The organism is Dactylosporangium sucinum, from assembly GCF_014647515.1.
Classification (GTDB): Bacteria; Actinomycetota; Actinomycetes; order Mycobacteriales; family Micromonosporaceae; genus Dactylosporangium; species Dactylosporangium sucinum.
This window is the reverse complement of the sequence record NZ_BMPI01000014.1, coordinates 39,529-57,441: the sequence shown is the minus strand read 5'-3', so window position 1 is coordinate 57,441 and position 17,913 is coordinate 39,529. Positions and strand designations below refer to the sequence as shown.

The following is a 17,913-nucleotide window of genomic DNA, read 5'->3' as shown; positions in this document are numbered from 1 at the left end:
TCGGCGCGGCTCAGGGGCGCAGGTCGTAGACCGTGCTGGCGCCCACCGTGGTTGCCGTGTAGTTGGCGGCCACCCAGGAGGCGATCTCGTTGCCGCCGCCGCGGCCGCCGGCGATGTAGTAGGCGATCTCGCCCCCGGCGACCAGCTGCTGGAACTCGGCGAGGGTCGGGGCCGGGTCGCTGCCGTCCCAGCCGCCGATCGCGATCACCGACGTGCCGGTGGCCAGCTCCAGGGAGGCCGCCGAGGTGGCGCCGGAGACGGCGGCCGCCCACCTCGTCGTGGTCGCCGAAAGGAGGGCCGCGAGGTCGGGGTCGGCGCTGCCCTCGCCGCCCATGCCGCCACCGCCGGGGAAACCGCCGCGGCCGAAGCCGCCCGCCGACGACGGGCCCGAGGTGGGGATCGAGCCGGCGTGCGGCTGGGACGCCGTCGACAGGGACCACGCCGCCGTGCCGGCGAAGCCGGACAGCAGGGCCGCGACCAGGCCCACCACGGCCAGCCGGCCGGCGACCTCAACGGCCGCGACGAGCAGCGCGGCCAGGCCGCCCACGACCAGGACCGTCCAGCGCAGCCAAGGATGCCAGTCCGGCGTGCCGGCCAGCAGGGTGAAGTCCCACGCCGCCGTGACGAAGATCATCGCGGCCAGGGCCAGGCGGGCCGGCAGGGCCGCGCGGGCCCGCCACAGCTCCCGCCCGCCGATCGCGACCAGCGCGGCGACGGCCGGGGCGAGGGCGACGGTGTAGTACGGGTGCGTGATGCCCGACATGTAGCTGAACGTCAGGCCGGTGACGAGCAGCCAGCCGCCCCACAGGATCAGCGCGGCCCGGCCGCGGTCGGTGCGCGGCGCCCGGCGGGTGAACCACAGCCCGGCCACGAGGGCGACCAGCGCCGCCGGCAGCAGCCAGGAGATCTCGGCGCCCATGCTGGCGCCGAACAGCCGGGTGACGCCGGTCGCCCCGCCGAACGCGGTGTTGCCGCCGCCGTTGAAGCCGCCGCCGCCCGGGTTGCCGGTGCCGCCGAAGACGCGGCCCAGGCCGTTGTACCCCAGGGCCAGTTCGAGCAGGCTGTCGTTCGTGGAGCCGCCGATGTAGGGGCGGGACCCGGCGGGCCACAGCGCGACCAGCGCCACGAACCAGCCGGCGCTCACCACCAGCGCGGCCCCCGCCGTGAGCAGGTGCAGCAGCCGGCGGGCGAGGCCGGTCGGCGCGGCCACGAGGTACGCCAGCGCGAACCCCGGCAGCACGAGCAGCCCTTGCAGCATCTTGGTCAGGAACGCGAAGCCGAGCGCCGTCGCGGCCAGGCTCAGCCAGACCGGCCCGGCCCGCTCGACGGCGCGGGTCGTGCAGTAGGCGCCGGCCACGAGCAGCAGGGTCAGCAGCGCGTCCGGGTTGTCGAACCGGAACATGAGCACGGCCACCGGGGTCAGCGCGAGCGCCGCGCCGGCGACCAGCCCGGCCGCGGCGCCGAAGTGGCGGCGGACGGTCGCGAACAGCAGCCAGACGGCGAGCACCCCTTCGAGGGCCTGCGGGGCGAGCAGGCTCCAGCTGTTGAAGCCGAAGATGCGCCCCGACAGGCCCATCACCCACAGCGCGGCGGGCGGCTTGTCGACGGTGATGACGTTGCCCGGGTCGAGCGAGCCGAACAGCAGCGCCTTCCAGCTCTGCGTGCCGGCCTGCACGGCGGCGGCGTAGAAGCTGTTGGCGTAGCCGCTGGCGGACAGGCCCCAGAGGTACAGCAGCGCGGTGCCGAGCAGGAGCGCGCCGAGCCCCCAGGGCTCCCACCGCGGGCGGCGGGCCGCGTGGGCCGGGGTCGAGGCGGCCGGCGCGGGCCGGGTCAGCGTCGTCGTCATGGCAGCGACTCTCGGCGACGAGGCTGGGCGCCGGTTGCCGGGAACCTGCGACCCGGCTGTGAACCCCTACGCCAGCACGGCGCCGCCGTCCACGCGCAGGATCGAGCCGGTCGCGAAGTCCTGGGTCATGCTGTACACGTAGGCCCGCGCGACGTCGTCGACCTCACCCACGCGGCCCAGTGGCGCCGCCGCGGCCTGCTCCTCGTACAGCGCCTTGCGCTGCGGCTCGGGCAGCGCCGACCACAGCGGGCTGCGGGTCACGCCCGGCGACACGGCGTTGACCCGGATCCGCGGGGCCAGCTCCACCGCCAGGGCCCGGGTCAGGGCGTCGATCGCGCCGCAGATGCTCGCCGCCACCGACCAGCCGGGTCCGGGCTTTTCGCCGGCGGTACCGGTGGTGAGGGTGATCGACCCGCCGTCGCGCAGGTGCGGGCGGGCGGAGTGCGCGGCCGCCAGCGCCCCGAAGTACCGCACCATGAACAGCTGCCGGGCGGTCTCGATCTCCACCTCGTCCAGCGGCGTCAGCACGAGCGGCTCCCCGGCCGTGTACACGAGGTGATCCAGCTCACCGAGGTCGGTGAACAGCTTCGCGACCGTCTCCGGATCGGCCAGGTCGGCGACGCGACCCTCGGCGGTCGACGGCAGGACCACGAGCGCCCGCTCGACGCCCTGCGGGCGGTGGCCGACGACGACCACGTCCGCTCCCGCCACGCCGGCCGCGACCGCGGTCGCCAGCCCGATCCCGGAGGTGCCGCCGAGCACGGCGACGCGCTGGTGCTGCAGGGTCATGCCGCGTCTCTTCCCGCTCCGGCGACGGTAATTCGCGTGCGGGCCGTCCACGCCGTGTTTTACCGTGCCGGGATGACCACGACGCACGCCCTCGTCGCGGCGGCCTGGACGCCGGCGGTGCGCATCCGCACCCGGCGTCGCGCCCTGGCCGACTGACAGCATCCCAGCGCCAGGGCCATCCGAGTCCTCTGACGGAACCGGACGGGCCGCGATGCCGCCTGTCCGTGCTTCGCCGCCTCCGCGGCGGCAGACAGGACCCAGGTCATGGCGCACCGAACCCAGCACACGCGCGCCCGTCGCGTCTACGGGCAGAACTTCCTCACCACCGCCGCCGCGGTCCGGCAGGTCGTGGCCGCCGCCGCGCCGGCGCCCGACGACCTCGTCGTCGAGGTCGGCGCCGGGCGGGGGAGCCTCACCACCGAGCTGCTCCGCCACGCCCGCCGCGTCATCGCCTACGAGGTCGACCCGGCGATGGCGGCGGCGCTGCCGGCCAGGCCGGGCCTGACCGTGCGGGCCGCCGACTTCCTGGCCGCCGAGCCGCCGCCGGGGCCGTTCGCCGTCGTCGGCAACATCCCCTACGCGCTCACGTCGGCCGTCGTCGACTGGTGCCTGGCGGCCGAGCGGCTCACCGCGGCGACGCTGCTCACCCAGCTGGAGTACGCCCGCAAACGCACCGGCGACTACGGGCGGTGGACGCGGCTGACGATCGCGACCTGGCCGCGGTACGACTGGATCCTGGCCGGCCGGATCCCGCGCTCGGCGTTCCGTCCGGTGCCCGCGGTCGACGGCGGCCTGCTGCGGATCGTCCGCCGGCCCGTCCCGCTGGTCGAGCCGCACGCTCAAGGGGCCTATGCGCGCTTTGTCGAGCTGGGCTTCTCCGGCGTCGGGGGATCGCTGTCCGCGTCGCTGTCGCGGCGCTACGACGTCGGGGGCGCGTTCCGGGCGCTGCGGCTGTCGCCGTCGACGCCGGTCGGGCTGGTGTGGCCGGAGCAGTGGCTGTCGCTCTTCCGGCTGCTCAATCGCCGAGCAGGCCGCGCGGGTCGAAGGTGACCCGCACGCGGGTGATGCGGCCGTCCTCGACGTGGCTCCAGTTCACCGTCTGGCACGGGTCGGACAGCCTGGTGTGCAGCTCGAACCAGGTGGCCACGTCGGGGCCGTCGGCCCACGTGCGCACCACGACGAGGTCGGTCACCACCTCGGACAGCCCCTTGATGCCGTACAGGAACGAGTCGGCGTTGTCGGCCGTGCCCCGTCCCGGGCCGGTGCCGCCCTTCCTCCAGCGGCCGGAACGCCATAGGGCTGCCGACCGCACCGCCGAACGGCCGGACCGGCTCGATAGAACGCACACAGACATCACCCGTGCGGCCATCACACTCCGGTGAGGCCGCTGTTACGGTGCGACGGAGATCGACAATGGCCATGGAGGAGCGCAGTTGATCGAGTACCTCAGCCCGGTCCTGCAGGGGCTCGCCTCGGCGGTGGCGGCCCGGTTGATGGAGAGCCAGTCCAACCAGGTGCCGACGGACACCATCATGGCCGAGATCGAGCGGCTGCGTCTCGACCAGCAGCGCACCGCGTTGGAGGTGCGCCAGATCTTCGTGCTGTTCGAGCAGGTGGTCCAGCGCGTGGACGGTCTCCGGCTCACCAGTTCGGCGGTGGTGTTCGAGCCGGCCGGGGAGGTGCGTAACCTCGGGCAGGCGCTCATGCGCCTCGACGCCGAGGTCGACGCCGTGACGCTGCAGGAGCAGCCTGGCCCGGCGCTGCCGGCCCAGGCCCTACCCGCCGAGTCGCACTCGTCGATCTTCGACGACGTCGAGCGGGACATCCTGCAGCTGCGGCAGCGGGCCGAAGGCGGCGGACAGTGACCCAGCAGCCTTCGGTCCCCGGGCGCTTCCTGTCCGAGGTTTCCCGCCACCTGACGCTGAGCTTCACCGATATCCCCGACCACCCACTGATCCTCGGCATCTTCGGACCGCCGGGGGAGGGGAAGACGTTCCAGCTCCGCGCTGTCCTCGCCGAGCTGCGCGTGCACTCGACCACGATCAATGCGGCCGACCTGGAGAGCGACCGGGCTGGCCAGCCCGGCAAGATGCTGCTGGAGCAGTACGTCGTCGCCGCCCGGGACATCGAGCGCGGTGTGCCGACCGTCATGGTGATCAACGACATCGACACCACGGTCGGCGAGTGGGAGAAGCACACCGGGACCATCAACCACCAGCAGCTGCTGGCGCAGCTCATGCACCTGGCCGACAGCCCGGCCCACATCCCGCGGATTGGCCCGGTCCGGCGGGTGCCGGTGATCGTAACTGGCAACGACTTCACCAAGCTCTACGCGCCGCTGCGCCGGCCCGGCCGGATGAAGGCGATGGCCTGGCTCCCGACGATCGACGAGAAGCACGCCGTGCTGGGAGCGATGTTCGCCGGCATCGCCTCGGAGCAGACCATCAAGGAGTTGGCCGAGCAGTACCACCGGATGCCCGTCGCGTTCTTCGCCCAGCTGAAGGTCGAGGCGCTGGGTCTGATGGCGACGACAGTGCTGCGCGACCTCACCGACTACGAGGAGGTCGTGCGTCACCCGGCGCGTTACGCCCGGTACATCATGGCCGCGTCCGCCGCCGACAGCATCGACATGCTTGCGCTCGCCGCCGATCTGGTCCGCAACGGCGACGCTGTGCACCGCCAGTACCTCGAACCGTAACCGTCCGGAGGGAAGCCGTGGCGAACGCATTCACCTACACCTACTCCGAGACGCGGACCAGGACCGAGGCGGTCCACGACCAGTTCGCCATGTTCCTGCTGTACTCGGGCCTGCCGTCGTACAAGCACGACAACATCCTGAAGGGCATCGACAACCACTGGCTGGACGCCGTCGGCGTCTACCTCGTGGACGGCGGCAAGCGGATCCTCGAGGCCGAGGTCAAGGTCGACTGGAAGCTGCACACCGACCTCGTCGTCATCTCGCCGACCGTCCGCGGCAACCTGCCCGGCTGGACCGAGGGTGCGGCGCCGGAGATCAAGGCGATCGGCCACCGGTTCGGCTTGCGTGCCCAGGAGCTGGGCCTCGTTCCGCGGTACTGGGTCCGGTTCACCACGCAGATCCACGCGGACCCGGCACTGTATCGGCAGCGCAGCGCCGACGTCGGCGTCACCGCGGGCGGCGCGGTGCCGCCCTGGCGGTCGGAGCCGACTACCCGGTCCTACCGCATCGAGGATCTCCAGGAGATCGGCATCGACCTGCGTGAAGCGCAGTGACGCACCCAATCCGAACTTGGCGCTGACCTCGCGGCGGTGCGCGCAGCCCCGGACCCGCGCCGTCGAGGTCGTCCTCCTCGACGGTGCGGGCCGCACGTGGCCCCGCCGGCGGGTCAGGTCGGCGGCGCCGTGTGGACGATCGTGAAGCCGCCCGCCGGGACCAGGGCGCGGATGCGGCCGGCCGTGGTCGTGTAGTGCTCCAGCTCCTCGCCCGACGGGTCGTTGACGCTCACCGTGGCCGGCACGTCGCCCGGCATGAGCACGTCGGTCGCCCGGGTGCTCGTCGCCATGCTGCGCAGCAGCGTCAGCTGGGCGCCGCGCAGCGGGTCGCTCAGGGCCAGGCAGCGCAGGTCGGCGCCGGCCGCGGCGGTCTCCCGGCAGGCCTCCGGCTCGCCGGTCGCGATCCGCGCGATCGCCGCCGCGTGCGGGTCGGCGTCGAGGGCCAGCATCGCGAGCAGGCCGTGGATCGTGGACTCGGCGCCCGCGTCGCGGTGGATCACCCCGCGGTGCGGCGCGCCCGGCGTCGGCTCGTCCGGGATGTCCACGCCGTCGTAGGTGCGGCCCGTCGCCGGGTCGTACATCGGGGCGCCCGCCGGGTTGTTGCCGAAGAACCACGAGCCGGCGATCCCGGCCAGGGTCGACAGCGACGACCGGCCGGTGGCGTGGGCCGTGGCCAGCAGCGACTCCACCCGCGACTGGGCGCCGTAGGCCAGCTGCACGCCGTCGATGGTCAGCGACTCGGTCGCGCCGGGCGGGGCGATGCGCAGGTTGTCCGGGCCGCCGGCCACCAGCAGGTGCGGGGTGAACGACGCCGCGTCGGCCAGGGCCGCGTCCCGTGCCGCCAGGTCCCCGGCGACCTCGTAGACGCGGGCCAGCCCGGCGGGCGCCAGCCCGGCCCAGCCGTGCCACACGGTGCGCGACAGCCCGTAGGGCAGCACCGCCCCGAACGGCCAGGTCCACGGCGTGCCCGTCCGCATCGCGGTCACGCCCTCGGCCAACTGCTCCAGGATCTTGCGCACGTCGTCGTCCTGGCTCGCCTCCACGTAGGCAGCCAGGCCCAGCAGCGCCTCGCCGGTGAGGTCGGCGCCGTCGGCGATCAGCCACGCCGGCGTCGCATGTTCGTCGACCACCCGCCACTGCCCGTACCGTGGCACCACCTGACGGCGCAACGCGGCGATCGCGAGCCGGATCCGGGCCTGCAGGAACCGCGCGAAGTCCGGCGTGTCGTCGCGGAACGCGGCGTAGCCCTCGCCGAGCGCCCAGATCGTGCGGGCCAGCCAGGCCGACTCGGCGCTGTCGGACGGGTCCGGCGGCTCCGGCGGCTCGCCGCTCGGGTTGAGGATCCCGTCCGGCTGCTGCCACAGCACCACGTTGCCGGTGCGCGGGTCGTCGAGGGAGTCGGTGACCGTCTGCAGGAAGCACAGGCCGCGCAGCAGCTGCCGGGCCGCCGAACGGGACGTCCCGGCGCCGGTCGAGCGCCAGTGCCGCAGGTACACCACCGCGGCGCGGGCGATGTCGTCCGCGTTGAACGCCCCCTGCGCGTAACGGTCCGGCCCCACCAGGGGGCCGCCACCGCAGGGCAGGTACGCACCGTCCGGCAGGCGTTCGGCGTAGGTCCACACCACCTCGACGGAGGGCTCCTCCGCGAGGCGGAACGTCGTGTGCCCCGGCTGGAGCGGCGGGGTCAGGCGAACCCGCATCGCGTCCAGGTGGGCGAGATTGGTCAGCACGGCGCGCGACATACCCGCGCGCGCCGTGCTGACACCGGTTTTAGTCCACTTACTCCACTTCGACAGCAGCTGCGGCGAATTGAGCGGAATAGAGGCGCGCGTACGCGCCGTCCGCCGCGAGCAGCGAGTCGTGCGTGCCCTGCTCGACGATGCTGCCGTGCTCCATCACCAGGATGAGGTCGGCGTCGCGGATCGTGGAGAGCCGGTGCGCGATGACGAAGCTCGTCCGGCCCGCCCGCAGCGTGCTCATCGCGCGCTGGATGAGCACCTCGGTCCGGGTGTCGACGGAGCTCGTCGCCTCGTCGAGGATGAGGATCGTCGGCTCGGCGAGGAACGCCCGGGCGATGGTGATGAGCTGCTTCTCACCCGCGCTCACCCCCGCGCCCTCCTCGTCGATCACCGTCTCGTACCCCTCGGGAAGGGTGCGCACGAACCGGTCCGCGTGCGCCGCCTCGGCCGCCGCGACGATCTTCTCCATCGTCGGGTGGTCGGCGCCGTACGCCAGGTTCTCCGCGATCGTGCCCTGGAACAACCAGGTGTCCTGGAGCACCATGCCGATCTGTTCGCGCAGGTCGTCGCGCGACATCGTGGCGATGTCGACGTCGTCGAGCAGGATCCGGCCGCCGGAGAGGTCGTAGAAGCGCATGACGAGGTTCACGAGCGTCGTCTTGCCCGCGCCGGTGGGTCCGACGATGGCGACGGTCTGGCCGGGCTCGACGGTCAGCGTCAGGTCCTCGATGAGCGGTTCGTCGCTCTTGTACCGGAAGGAGACGTGCTCGAAGGTCACCTTGCCCAGCACCCGGTCCGGCCGCGCCGGCGACGCCGGGTCCGGGCTCTGCTCCTCGGCGTCGAGCAACTGGAACACCCGCTCGGCCGAGGCGACGCCCGACTGCACCAGGTTGGCCATGCTGGCGACCTGGGTGAGCGGCTGGGAGAACTGCCTGGAGTACTGGATGAACGCCTGCACGTCGCCCAGCGACATCGTGCCGGAGGCGACCCGCAGCGCGCCGACGACCGCGACCAGCACGTAGTTGAGGTTGCCGATGAACATCATCGCCGGCTGGATGAGGCCGGAGATGAACTGCGCCTTGAACGACGCCGTGTAGAGCGACTCGTTGTGCTCGGCGAACGTGCTCGCCGACTCCTGCTGCCGCCCGAAGATCTTCACCACCGAGTGGCCGGTGAACATCTCCTCGATGTGGCCGTTGAGCTTGCCGGTGCTCGCCCACTGCTGCACGAACTGCGGCTGCGACCGCTTGCCGATGCGGGCCGCGACCAGCACCGACACCGGCACCGTGACCAGCGCGATCACCGCCAGCAGCGGCGAGATCCAGAACATCACGACGAGCACGCCGACGATGGTGAGCAGCGACGTCATGAGCATGCTGAGCGACTGCTGCAGCGTCATCGCGATGTTGTCGGTGTCGTTCGTCGCCCGGCTCAGCACCTCGCCGCGGGGCTGGCCGTCGAAGTAGGACAGCGGCAGCCGGGACAGCTTCGCCGACACCTGCTCGCGCAGGCGGTACACCGTGCGCTGCACGATGACCGTGGTCAGCCGCGCCTGCAGCAGGCCGAAGATCCAGGCCCCGATGTAGACCAGCGCCACCATGAACAGCACCCGCCGCAGGTGGTCGAAGTCGATGCCCCGGCCGGGCACCACGTCCTTCACCGACTGCAGCAGGTCGGCGAACGTGTCGTTGCCCTGCCGGCGCAGCTGCTCGACGGCCTGCTCCTTGGTGGTGCCGGCCGGGATCCGCTGCCCGACGATGCCGGCGAAGATCACGTCGGTCGCCTTGCCGAGCAGCCACGGGCCGGTCACCGACAGCCCGACGCTCACCACGCCGAACAGCATGACCAGCCAGACCAGTGCCCGGTCGGGCGCCAGCATGCCCAGCAGCCGCTTCGCCGAGCCCTTGAAGTCCTCCAGCTTGACGGGCGGGCCGCCGCCCATCATCGCCCGGCCCGGGCCGAACCCGGGACCGCCGCCCGCCGGCCGCCTCGGTGCCGTCATGCCGCCGCCTCCTGCTCCGTGAGCTGGGAAAGGACGATTTCGCGGTAGGTGGCGTTGTCGTCCATGAGTTCGTGGTGGGTTCCGGTGCCGACGACCCGGCCCTCGTCGAGGACCACGATCCGGTCGGCGTCGCGGATCGTGCTGACCCGCTGCGCGACGATGACGACCGTCGCGTCGGCGATCTCGGTGCGCAGCGCCTCCCGCAGGGCCGCGTCGGTGGCGTAGTCCAGCGCCGAGAACGAGTCGTCGAACAGGTAGATCTCCGGGCGGGCGACGAGCGTGCGGGCGATCGCCAGGCGCTGGCGCTGCCCGCCGGAGACGTTCGTGCCGCCCTGCGCGATCGGCGCCTCCAGCTCGCCGGGCATGGCCCGCACGAAGCCGGCCGCCTGGGCCACCTCCAGGGCGCGCCACAGCTCGGCGTCGGTCGCATCCGGCCGCCCGTACCGCAGGTTCGACGCCACCGTGCCCGAGAACAGGTACGGCTTCTGCGGCACCATGCTCACCGTCCTGGCCAGCAGCGGCTCGTCGATGCGCCGCACGTCGACGCCGTCGACGAGCACCGTGCCGCCGGTGGCGTCGAACAGCCGCGGCACGAGGTTGAGCAGCGTCGTCTTGCCCGCGCCGGTACTGCCGATGATCGCCGTCGTCTGCCCCGGGTGCGCTGTCACGGTGATGCCGGCCAGCACCGGCACCTCGGCGCCCGGGTACGCGAACGTGACGTCGCGCAGCTCCAGCTCGCCGTGTTGTTCCAGTTGCGTGACCGGCGTTTCGGGCCTGCTGACGCTGGACTCGGTGCCCAGCACCTCCTCGATGCGCTCGGCGCACACCTCGGCGCGCGGGATCATGACGAACATGAACGTCGCCATCATCACCGCCATGAGGATCTGCATCAGGTAGCTGAGGAACGCCGTCAGCGCCCCGACCTGCATGTCGCCGCTGTCGATGCGGTGCGCGCCGAACCAGAGCACGAGGATGCTGGAGGCGTTGACGATGAGCATCACCGTCGGGAACATCAGCGACATCAGCCGGCCCACGGCGAGCGACACGTCGCGCAGGTCGCCGTTGGTCCGCTCGAAGCGGACCCGCTCGTGCTCGTCGCGCACGAACGCGCGGATCACCCGGATGCCCGTGATCTGCTCGCGGATCACCCGGTTGATCAGGTCGATGCGCTCCTGCATGGTGCGGAACAGCGGCCGCATCCGCACCACGATGATCGCGATGACGCCGATGAGGATCGGGGCCACGACCAGCAGCAGCGTCGAGAGCGGCACGTCCTGGTGCAGCGCGAGCACGACGCCGCCGAAGCACATGATCGGCGCCGACACCATGAGCGTGAACGTCATCAGGACCAGCATCTGGACCTGCTGGATGTCGTTCGTCGTGCGCGTGATGAGCGACGGCGCGCCGAAGTGCCCGACCTCCCGCGCGGACAGCGACTGGACCTTGGCGAAGATCGCGGCGCGCACGTCGCGGCCGAGCGCCATCGCGGTCCGGGCGCCGAAGTACACCGCCGCGGCCGAGCAGACGATCTGCACGAGCGTGACGCCGAGCATCCATCCGCCGATGCGGAAGATGTACCCCGTGTCGCCCTTCACGACGCCGTTGTCGATGATGTCGGCGTTGAGGGTCGGCAGGTACAGCGTGGCCAGGGTCTGCACCAGCTGCAGTACCACGACCAGGGTGATCGGCCCGCGGTAGGGCCGCAGATGGGTCTTGAGCAGTCGCACCAGCATCGTCAGGCGTCTCCAGTCGGGCTTCCGGTCTGGCTTCCGGGTTCGCTTCCGGTTCGGCTCCCGGTTCGGCTTCCGGTTCGGCTTCCGGTGTCGCTTCCGGTGTTGCTTTCGGTGTTGCTTTCGGTGTCGCTTTCGGTCTCGCGGATGAGCAGCCCGTCGAGCAGCACGCCGACGATGTCGTCGGGCGCGAGTGCCTCGGGCTCGGTGGCTTCCATGTGGGCGGTCGTCATCACGACGATGAACAGCAGTCGGGCGACGGTCCGCGGGCTGCGCCGCAGCAGCGCGCGGTCCGGCTCGATGACGGCGGCGAGCGCGTCGGTGAGCCGCTTGCGGCTCTCGACGAGGTGCTCCATGAGGGGTTGCGCGGTGTCCGGCGGCAGGGTCCGGGCCACCATCATGAGGTTGGCGTTGGCCTCGAAGCGGCGCAGCAGGACGGCCACGGCGTCGCCGAGCCGCCGCCGCAGCGGGGCCTCGGGGTCGATGGCGGACAGCGCCCTGACGATCGGATGCTCGTCGAACGCGCTGGCGAGCGCGGCGACGATGAGTGAGGCCTTGTCGGGGAAGACCCCGAAGATGGTGCCCTCGGCCACCCCGGCGGCCTCGGCGATCTGCCGCGTGGTGACGGCGGCGCCGTGTGCCCTGAGCAGCGGCAGCGTGGCCGCCACGAGGGCGGCCCGCCGGTCCTCGGGCGCGAGCGCGGGCACGCGCCGCCGGCGTTCGGTCTGCATCACCGCGACAGCGTAATGAGCGAGCACTCACTCGGACAACCGAATTTCACCGTGGGCGAAGTGCCGCGCTGGCTTACCCTGTCCGGGACGGTTCTGATCTTGGGGAGCGCATACCGTGCCAAACGGGTTATACGCGCCATTTCTGCTGCTTGTCCAGGCACTGTGGTTGCTGGCGCCGGGGCTCCTCCTCGGTGCGGAGGTGGCTCGCCGCGAGCTGATACCGCGGTACCTGGTGGTCCCCGTGGCCGGCGTGGCGGGCTGCGCGGCCGGCTACCTCGCGGTCTGGGTGTACCTGGCCCACCCGATCGCCGGGCGGGTCTACAGCTGGCTGACCGCCGCCGGGGCCCTGGCCGCGATCGTCGTGCTGGCCCGCCGCCCCGGCTACCGGGCGATCATGCGTGCCGTCGACGTGGCCGCGCCGCTGATCCTGCTGTTCGTCGTGACGCTGTTCCTGGTCACGGCCGTGTTCAGCTGCACCAAGAACCCGGTGATGACCAGCCTCAACAACGCCTGCCACCTCAGTGGCCTCACCGGCGACAACCGGGTGCCGCAGATCTTCGCCCACAACCTGCTGAACCGGCAGCCCCGCGCGATCATCTGGGACTGGCAGGGCAGCGCCCGCCCGCCGCTGCAGTCCGGCGCCGTGCTCATGCAGCTGCCCCTCGCCGGCGCCGGCGACTGGCGCCGGCTGAGCTACGAGAGCCTCGGCGTGCTGCTGCAGGTCATGGTGCTCCCGGCGATGTGGGGCGTGCTGCGGTTCCTGCGCCTGTCCGGATGGCGCATCGCGGTCGTGCTCACGATGTTCGTGTTCACCGGCTTCTTCGTGTTCCAGAGCGTCTTCGTCTGGCCGAAGCTCATCGCCGCCGCCCTCGTGCTCACCGCCCTCATGCTGCTGTTCTTCAACCGGCCCAACCCGTGGCTGTGGCTGCTCGGCGGGGCCGCCGCGGGCCTGGGGATGCTCGGGCACACCGGGGTGGCCTTCACGCTGCTGCCGATGGGCCTGCTGCTGGTGCTGCTCAAGCGCTACCGCCGGTCGTGGGGCCACATCCTGCGTGCCGCGCTCGGCGCCGCCGCGGTGTTCCTGCCCTGGATGGCCTACCAGCGGCTGTTCGACCCGCCGGGCGACCAGCTGCTGAAGTGGCACTTCGCGGGCATCTGGCAGCCCAGCCCGACGCCGGCCGACCCGTCGTTCGGCGAGCTGTTCGAGCAGTCGTACGGCGGGCTGACGCTCGGGCAGATCGTCGACTTCAAGATCTACAATTTCGCCTACCTGATCGGTCACGGGTACGGCGGCGGCGAACTGGCCGGCCGGGGCGCGCCGGCGGAGCTGCGCTCGGCCGAGATGTTCGTCGTCCTCTACGGCCTCGCCCTGTTCAACCTGGCCTTCGTGCTGCTCCTGGTGCCGATGCTCCGGCGCCGGCTGGCCGGGATCGCCGACGTGTCCAGGCTCAAGCTCATGGCCGTCATCTCCGCGATCACGCTGGTCGTCTGGCCGATCGCGCTGTACGGCCCCGGCGGCATCGGCACCACCGCGGCGACCTTCCAGGGGTCGTACGCGATGATGGCCATGCTCTACGCCGTCCTCGGCACGATCCTCACCGTCCTGCCGCGGCGCGTCCTCGTGCCGCTCGCGCTGCTCCAGGTCGCCTACACCGTGGTCGTCTGGTTCCTCCTGGTCTGGTGGAGACACAACCTGCACTGGTCATATGTGCCGTTCGCCCTGCTGGGCGGCGCCGCCACCCTCGCCGGGTTCTGGTACGCGGGCCGCCGCCTCGACGCCTCGCCGGACGGCGCTGAGGGGGCCCCGGACGGCGCCGCGCTGCCCGCCCGGACCGGCTGAGCGCGCACCCGACTCGCACCGTCCCGGCCCGCGGCCCCGCTCCCCGGCGGGGCCAACCTGGGCTGGCGATCGAGGAGGGGACACGATGACGAGCGGAGCCGAGGAGGCAGCCAGGCTGGCCGCCCTGCACAGCTACCGGGTGCTGGACGGACCGCGGCCGCCGGCGCTCGACGAGCTGGCGCGGCTCGCCGCCCGCATCTTCGACACCCCCATGGCCTCGGTGTCGCTCATCGACCGGGACCGCCAGTGGCTGGCCGGCAACGCCGGCATGCCCGACGGCGACACGCCCCGCGAGATCTCGTTCTGCGCGCGGACGGTACCGACCCGCGCGCCGCTCGCCGTGCCCGACGCGCGGTCCGACGACCGCTTCCGCGCCTGGGCCAACGTCACCGGCGCCCCGCACATCCGCCTGTACGACGGCTCACCGCTCATCGACGACGACGGCCACGCCCTCGGCGCCTTCTGCGTCCTCGACGACCGCCCCGGCGACGTCAGCGACCGCCGCCGGGAGGCCCTCGACACGTTCGCCCGCCAGGCCGTCGCCCAGCTCTCGCTGCTGCGCGGCCGCCTGCTGCTCGCCGAGCTCGGCGACGAACTGGCCCGCGCCACCCAGCGCGAGGAGGACCTCATCGCCACGGTGTCGCATGAGCTGCGCACGCCGGTGACGAACATCCGCGGGTACCTCGAGCTGCTCGCCGACGACGACCGCCTGTCCGACCTGAGCCGCCTGGTGGAGCCGATCCACCGCAACGGCGAGCGGCTCGTCGGCATGGTCGAGCACCTGCTCGACGGCACCCGCCCGGCCGACGCCCCGCTCAGCCTGCAGCGCGTCCCCGCCGAGCTGCACCTCGTCACGACCGCGGCCGCCCAGGCCGCCCGCACGACGGCCGAGCAGCGGGGTGTCGAACTGGTCGTCGAGGCGCCGCTGCAGCCGGTCGTCGTGCACGCCGACGTCGCCCGCCTCACCCAGGCCGCGCTGCAGCTGATCCGCAACGCGGTCCTGTTCACCCCGGCGGGTGGCCGCGTCGCGGTGCGCACGACGGTGGACCTGGTCGCGGCGATCGAGGTCGCGGACACGGGCGTCGGCGTACCCCCCGACGAGCTCCCGTACGTCTTCCAGCGCTTCTTCCGCGGCCGCCACGCCCGCCGGCAGGCCGTACCGGGCGTCGGCCTCGGCCTCCACATCGCCCAGCAGGCAGCGGCGGCCCACGGCGGCCGCATCACGCTGACGTCGTCGCCGTCCGGGACGATCGCCCGCCTGACCGTGTCCTGACACCGAGCGGCCCGACGCCCCGCCGGGCCCACAACCATGATCCCGAGCCGGCCGACCGAGCGGCCCCGCCGCAGACAAGCCCGGCGGCCTCGGCTCGGCCGAGGCCCACCCCACATCGCGCGGCCCAGGCACGGCGCGGCGCAGGCACGGCGCAGGCGACGGCCAAGTCACGGCCGCGCCACCCTCGGCCGCGACCCCGACAGACCCGGTCAGCCGCGCTCGACCAGGTGGCCGACCAGGTCCGGGGCCCGCAGCTGCGCGCCCGAGCCGTCGCGGCGGGCGTCCGCCGCCGGCAGGTCGCGCGGGTCGCCCTTCGTGCTCGCGGCCACCGGGCGCGGGCCGACCCACGCCAGGACCAGGCGCGTCTCGCCCTTCAGGAAGCGTTGGGCGCGGACGCCGCCCGTAGCGCGGCCCTTCGCCGGATACAGGCGGAAGGGGGAGAGCTTCGCGTTGCCCATCGTGGCCGTGACGACCATCGGCTCGCCGTGCTCGGTGTCCGTGGTGGTGACCGCGCCGAAGAACAGGACCTGTGCGCCGTCGGTCAGGGCGATGCCCGCCATGCCGCCGCCCTTGAGGCCCTGCGGGCGGACCAGCGAGGCCGGGAAGCGCAGGAGGGACGCGTCGGTGCTCACGAACGTCAGCGTCTCGGCGCCGTCGGTGAGCCAGGTCGCGCCGACCACCTCGTCGCCCTCGCGCAGGCCGATGACCTCGAACTCGTCGGCGCGCACCGGCCACTCGGGCGCGCAGATCTTCACCACGCCCAGGCGGGTGCCCAGCGCCAGGCCGGGGGACTCGCCCGGCGTGAGCGGGGCCAGGCCGACCACCGTCTCGCCCGCCTGCAGCGGGATCAGCTCGGAGGCCGACATGCCGCCGCGCAGCGAGACCGTGCCCGGATGCTCGGGCAGCACCGGCAGCGGCAGGACGTCGACCTTGAACGCCCGGCCGGTGCTGGTGACCAGCAGGACCTGGCCGCGGGCGGTGGTGTGGACGACGGCCCGCACCGCGTCGTGCTTGTCGCGGCCGGCCTTGCGGCTGCCCTCCGGCGCCTCCTCCGACTCGGCGGCGGTGCGCGCGACGAGCCCGGTCGCCGACAGCAGCACCTGGCACGGGTCGTCGCTGACCTCGAGCGGGCCGGCCGGCACCGACGCGGCCAGGACCTCTTTGAGGTCACCGTCGATCAGGGTCGTGCGGCGCGGCTGGCCGTGCTCCTTGACGACCGCGGCGAGCTCGTCGGAGACGACCTTCTTGAGCACCTTCTCGTCGTCGAGGATCTGGCTCAGGGCGGCGATCTCCTCGTTGAGCCGCTGCTGCTCGGCCTCCAGCTCGATCCGGTCGTACCGGGTGAGCCGCCGCAACGGCGTGTCCAGGATGTAGGTGGCCTGGATGTCGGTCAGCCCGAACTCGCTCATCAGCCCGGCCTTCGCGGCCGCCGCGTTCTCGCTGGCGCGGATCAGCGCGACCACCCTGTCGATGTCGAGCAGGGCGATCAGCAGGCCGTCGACGAGGTGCAGCCGGTCCTGCCGCTTCTTGCGCCGGAACTCGGTGCGCCGCGTCACCACCTCGTAGCGGTGGGCGAGGAACACCTCCAGCAGCGGCTTCAGGCCCAGGGTGCGCGGCTGCCCGTCGACCAGGACCAGGTTGTTGACGCCGAACGACTGCTCCAGCGGCGTCAGCCGGTAGAGGTCGGCGAGCAGCGCCTGCGGGTTGACGCCGACCTTGCACTCGATGACCAGGCGCGTGCCGTTCTCCCGGTCGGTGAGGTCCTTGACGTCGGCGATGCCCTGCAGCCGCTTGGTCTTGTTCACCTCGTCGGTGATCTTCTCGATGACCTTCTCGGCGCCGATGCCGTAGGGCAGCTCGGTGACGGTGATCGCCTGCCGGCCCCGGCTTCCCTCCAGCGGGCCGATCTCGACGCGGCCGCGCATCCGGACCACGCCGCGGCCGGTCTCGTAGGCCCGGCGGACCTCGTCGAGCCCGAGCAGCAGCCCGCCGGTGGGCAGGTCGGGGCCGGGGACGAACTCCATGAGCTTGTCGAGGGTCGCCGTGGGGTGGTTGATCAGCCAGCGGGCCGCGGCGACGACCTCGCCGAGGTTGTGCGGGATCATGTTCGTCGCCATCCCGACGGCGATGCCGGACGAGCCGTTGACCAGCAGGTTGGGGAACGCGGCCGGGAGCACCGACGGCTCGTCGAGGGAGCCGTCGTAGTTGGGCCGGAAGTCGACGGTGCCCTCGTCGAGCTCGCCGACGAGCAGCATCGCCTCGCGCGACATGCGGGCCTCGGTATACCGCGAGGCGGCCGGCCCGTCGTCGGGTGAGCCGAAGTTGCCGTGGCCGTCGATGAGCGGGACGTTGAGCGAGAAGTCCTGCGCCATGCGGACCATCGCGTCGTAGATCGCGGCGTCGCCGTGCGGGTGGTACTTACCCATGACGTCACCGACGACGCGGGACGACTTGACGTGGCCGCGGTCGGGGCGGTGGCCCTGCTCGCTCATCGAGAAGAGGATGCGGCGGTGCACCGGCTTGAGGCCGTCGCGCGCGTCGGGCAGGGCCCGCGAGTGGATGACCGAGTACGCGTACTCGAGGTACGAGTCCTCGACCTCGGTGACGAGCGGGTTGTTCAGGACCCGCGCGCCGGCCTGATCGAAAGCGGACAGGTCGGCCTTGACGGCCTTGGTGGTCTTGCGTGCCATCTGGGGTTGGTGACCTTCCGG

General features: G+C 72.5%; 14 protein-coding genes. 6 read left to right on the top strand and 8 right to left on the bottom strand.

All coding sequences use genetic code 11. The features are described from left to right. Positions 1-10: 10 nt before the first annotated feature. Positions 11-1,846: a glycosyltransferase family 39 protein gene (locus IEZ31_RS16290; RefSeq protein WP_190250704.1), complete on the bottom strand. Its 1,836-nt coding sequence runs from the start codon at positions 1,844-1,846 to the stop codon at positions 11-13. Between the two features lie 66 nt (positions 1,847-1,912). Further along, entirely contained in the window at positions 1,913-2,635 is a 723-nt protein-coding gene (locus tag IEZ31_RS16285) for an SDR family oxidoreductase (RefSeq protein ID WP_190250703.1), read from the bottom strand. Positions 2,636-2,899: 264 nt separating this feature from the next. On the opposite strand from IEZ31_RS16285, the gene erm reads away from it, so the two are divergent. After that, positions 2,900-3,685 (top strand): 23S ribosomal RNA methyltransferase Erm, encoded by a 786-nt coding sequence (gene erm, locus IEZ31_RS16280; RefSeq protein WP_190250702.1) that lies wholly within the window; start codon positions 2,900-2,902, stop codon positions 3,683-3,685. Here erm and IEZ31_RS16275 read toward each other — a convergent pair. After that, positions 3,651-3,947, bottom strand: coding sequence for a hypothetical protein (locus IEZ31_RS16275; protein WP_190250701.1), 297 nt, complete (start codon positions 3,945-3,947; stop codon positions 3,651-3,653). The two genes, erm and IEZ31_RS16275, sit on opposite strands and share 35 nt — an antisense overlap. Positions 3,948-4,068: 121 nt before the next feature. Between IEZ31_RS16275 and IEZ31_RS16270 the strand changes: the two genes are divergently transcribed. The 3 genes from IEZ31_RS16270 to IEZ31_RS16260 are packed head-to-tail and all read left to right on the top strand — an operon-like array spanning position 4,069 to position 5,887. Beyond that, positions 4,069-4,500, top strand: coding sequence for a hypothetical protein (locus IEZ31_RS16270; protein ID WP_190250700.1), 432 nt, complete (start codon positions 4,069-4,071; stop codon positions 4,498-4,500). Further along, positions 4,497-5,333 (top strand): AAA family ATPase, encoded by an 837-nt coding sequence (locus tag IEZ31_RS16265; RefSeq protein WP_190250699.1) that lies wholly within the window; start codon positions 4,497-4,499, stop codon positions 5,331-5,333. The genes IEZ31_RS16270 and IEZ31_RS16265 overlap by 4 nt, the downstream gene beginning before the upstream one ends. Positions 5,334-5,350: 17 nt before the next feature. Then, on the top strand, positions 5,351-5,887 hold the full coding sequence (locus tag IEZ31_RS16260) for a hypothetical protein (RefSeq protein ID WP_190250698.1): 537 nt from the start codon (positions 5,351-5,353) through the stop codon (positions 5,885-5,887). 113 nt (positions 5,888-6,000) lie between these two features. On the opposite strand, the gene IEZ31_RS16255 is transcribed toward IEZ31_RS16260, so the two are convergent. From IEZ31_RS16255 to IEZ31_RS16240, 4 genes are read right to left on the bottom strand one after another with little or no spacing between them, the layout of a single operon-like run. After that, on the bottom strand, positions 6,001-7,617 hold the full coding sequence (locus IEZ31_RS16255) for a hypothetical protein (RefSeq protein ID WP_190250697.1): 1,617 nt from the start codon (positions 7,615-7,617) through the stop codon (positions 6,001-6,003). 49 nt (positions 7,618-7,666) lie between these two features. After that, positions 7,667-9,628 (bottom strand): ABC transporter ATP-binding protein, encoded by a 1,962-nt coding sequence (locus tag IEZ31_RS16250; protein ID WP_190250696.1) that lies wholly within the window; start codon positions 9,626-9,628, stop codon positions 7,667-7,669. Further along, the gene (locus IEZ31_RS16245) at positions 9,625-11,361 is read right to left on the bottom strand and encodes an ABC transporter ATP-binding protein (protein WP_190250695.1); all 1,737 of its coding nucleotides are present in this window, start codon (positions 11,359-11,361) and stop codon (positions 9,625-9,627) included. The genes IEZ31_RS16250 and IEZ31_RS16245 overlap by 4 nt, the downstream gene beginning before the upstream one ends. Positions 11,362-11,363: 2 nt before the next feature. Further along, positions 11,364-12,089 carry a TetR/AcrR family transcriptional regulator gene (locus IEZ31_RS16240; RefSeq protein ID WP_190250845.1) on the bottom strand — a complete coding sequence of 242 codons (726 nt, stop codon included), beginning with the start codon at positions 12,087-12,089 and terminating at the stop codon, positions 11,364-11,366. Between the two features lie 199 nt (positions 12,090-12,288). Between IEZ31_RS16240 and IEZ31_RS16235 the strand changes: the two genes are divergently transcribed. Together IEZ31_RS16235 and IEZ31_RS16230 are read left to right on the top strand one after the other, a co-directional pair. After that, positions 12,289-13,929, top strand: coding sequence for a hypothetical protein (locus IEZ31_RS16235; RefSeq protein ID WP_190250694.1), 1,641 nt, complete (start codon positions 12,289-12,291; stop codon positions 13,927-13,929). 85 nt (positions 13,930-14,014) lie between these two features. Continuing rightward, complete coding sequence (locus IEZ31_RS16230; RefSeq protein WP_190250693.1) at positions 14,015-15,202, top strand: GAF domain-containing sensor histidine kinase; 1,188 nt, start codon at positions 14,015-14,017, stop codon at positions 15,200-15,202. Between the two features lie 209 nt (positions 15,203-15,411). On the opposite strand, the gene IEZ31_RS16225 is transcribed toward IEZ31_RS16230, so the two are convergent. Further along, positions 15,412-17,892 (bottom strand): DNA gyrase/topoisomerase IV subunit A, encoded by a 2,481-nt coding sequence (locus IEZ31_RS16225; RefSeq protein WP_190250692.1) that lies wholly within the window; start codon positions 17,890-17,892, stop codon positions 15,412-15,414. Positions 17,893-17,913 lie beyond the last annotated feature (21 nt).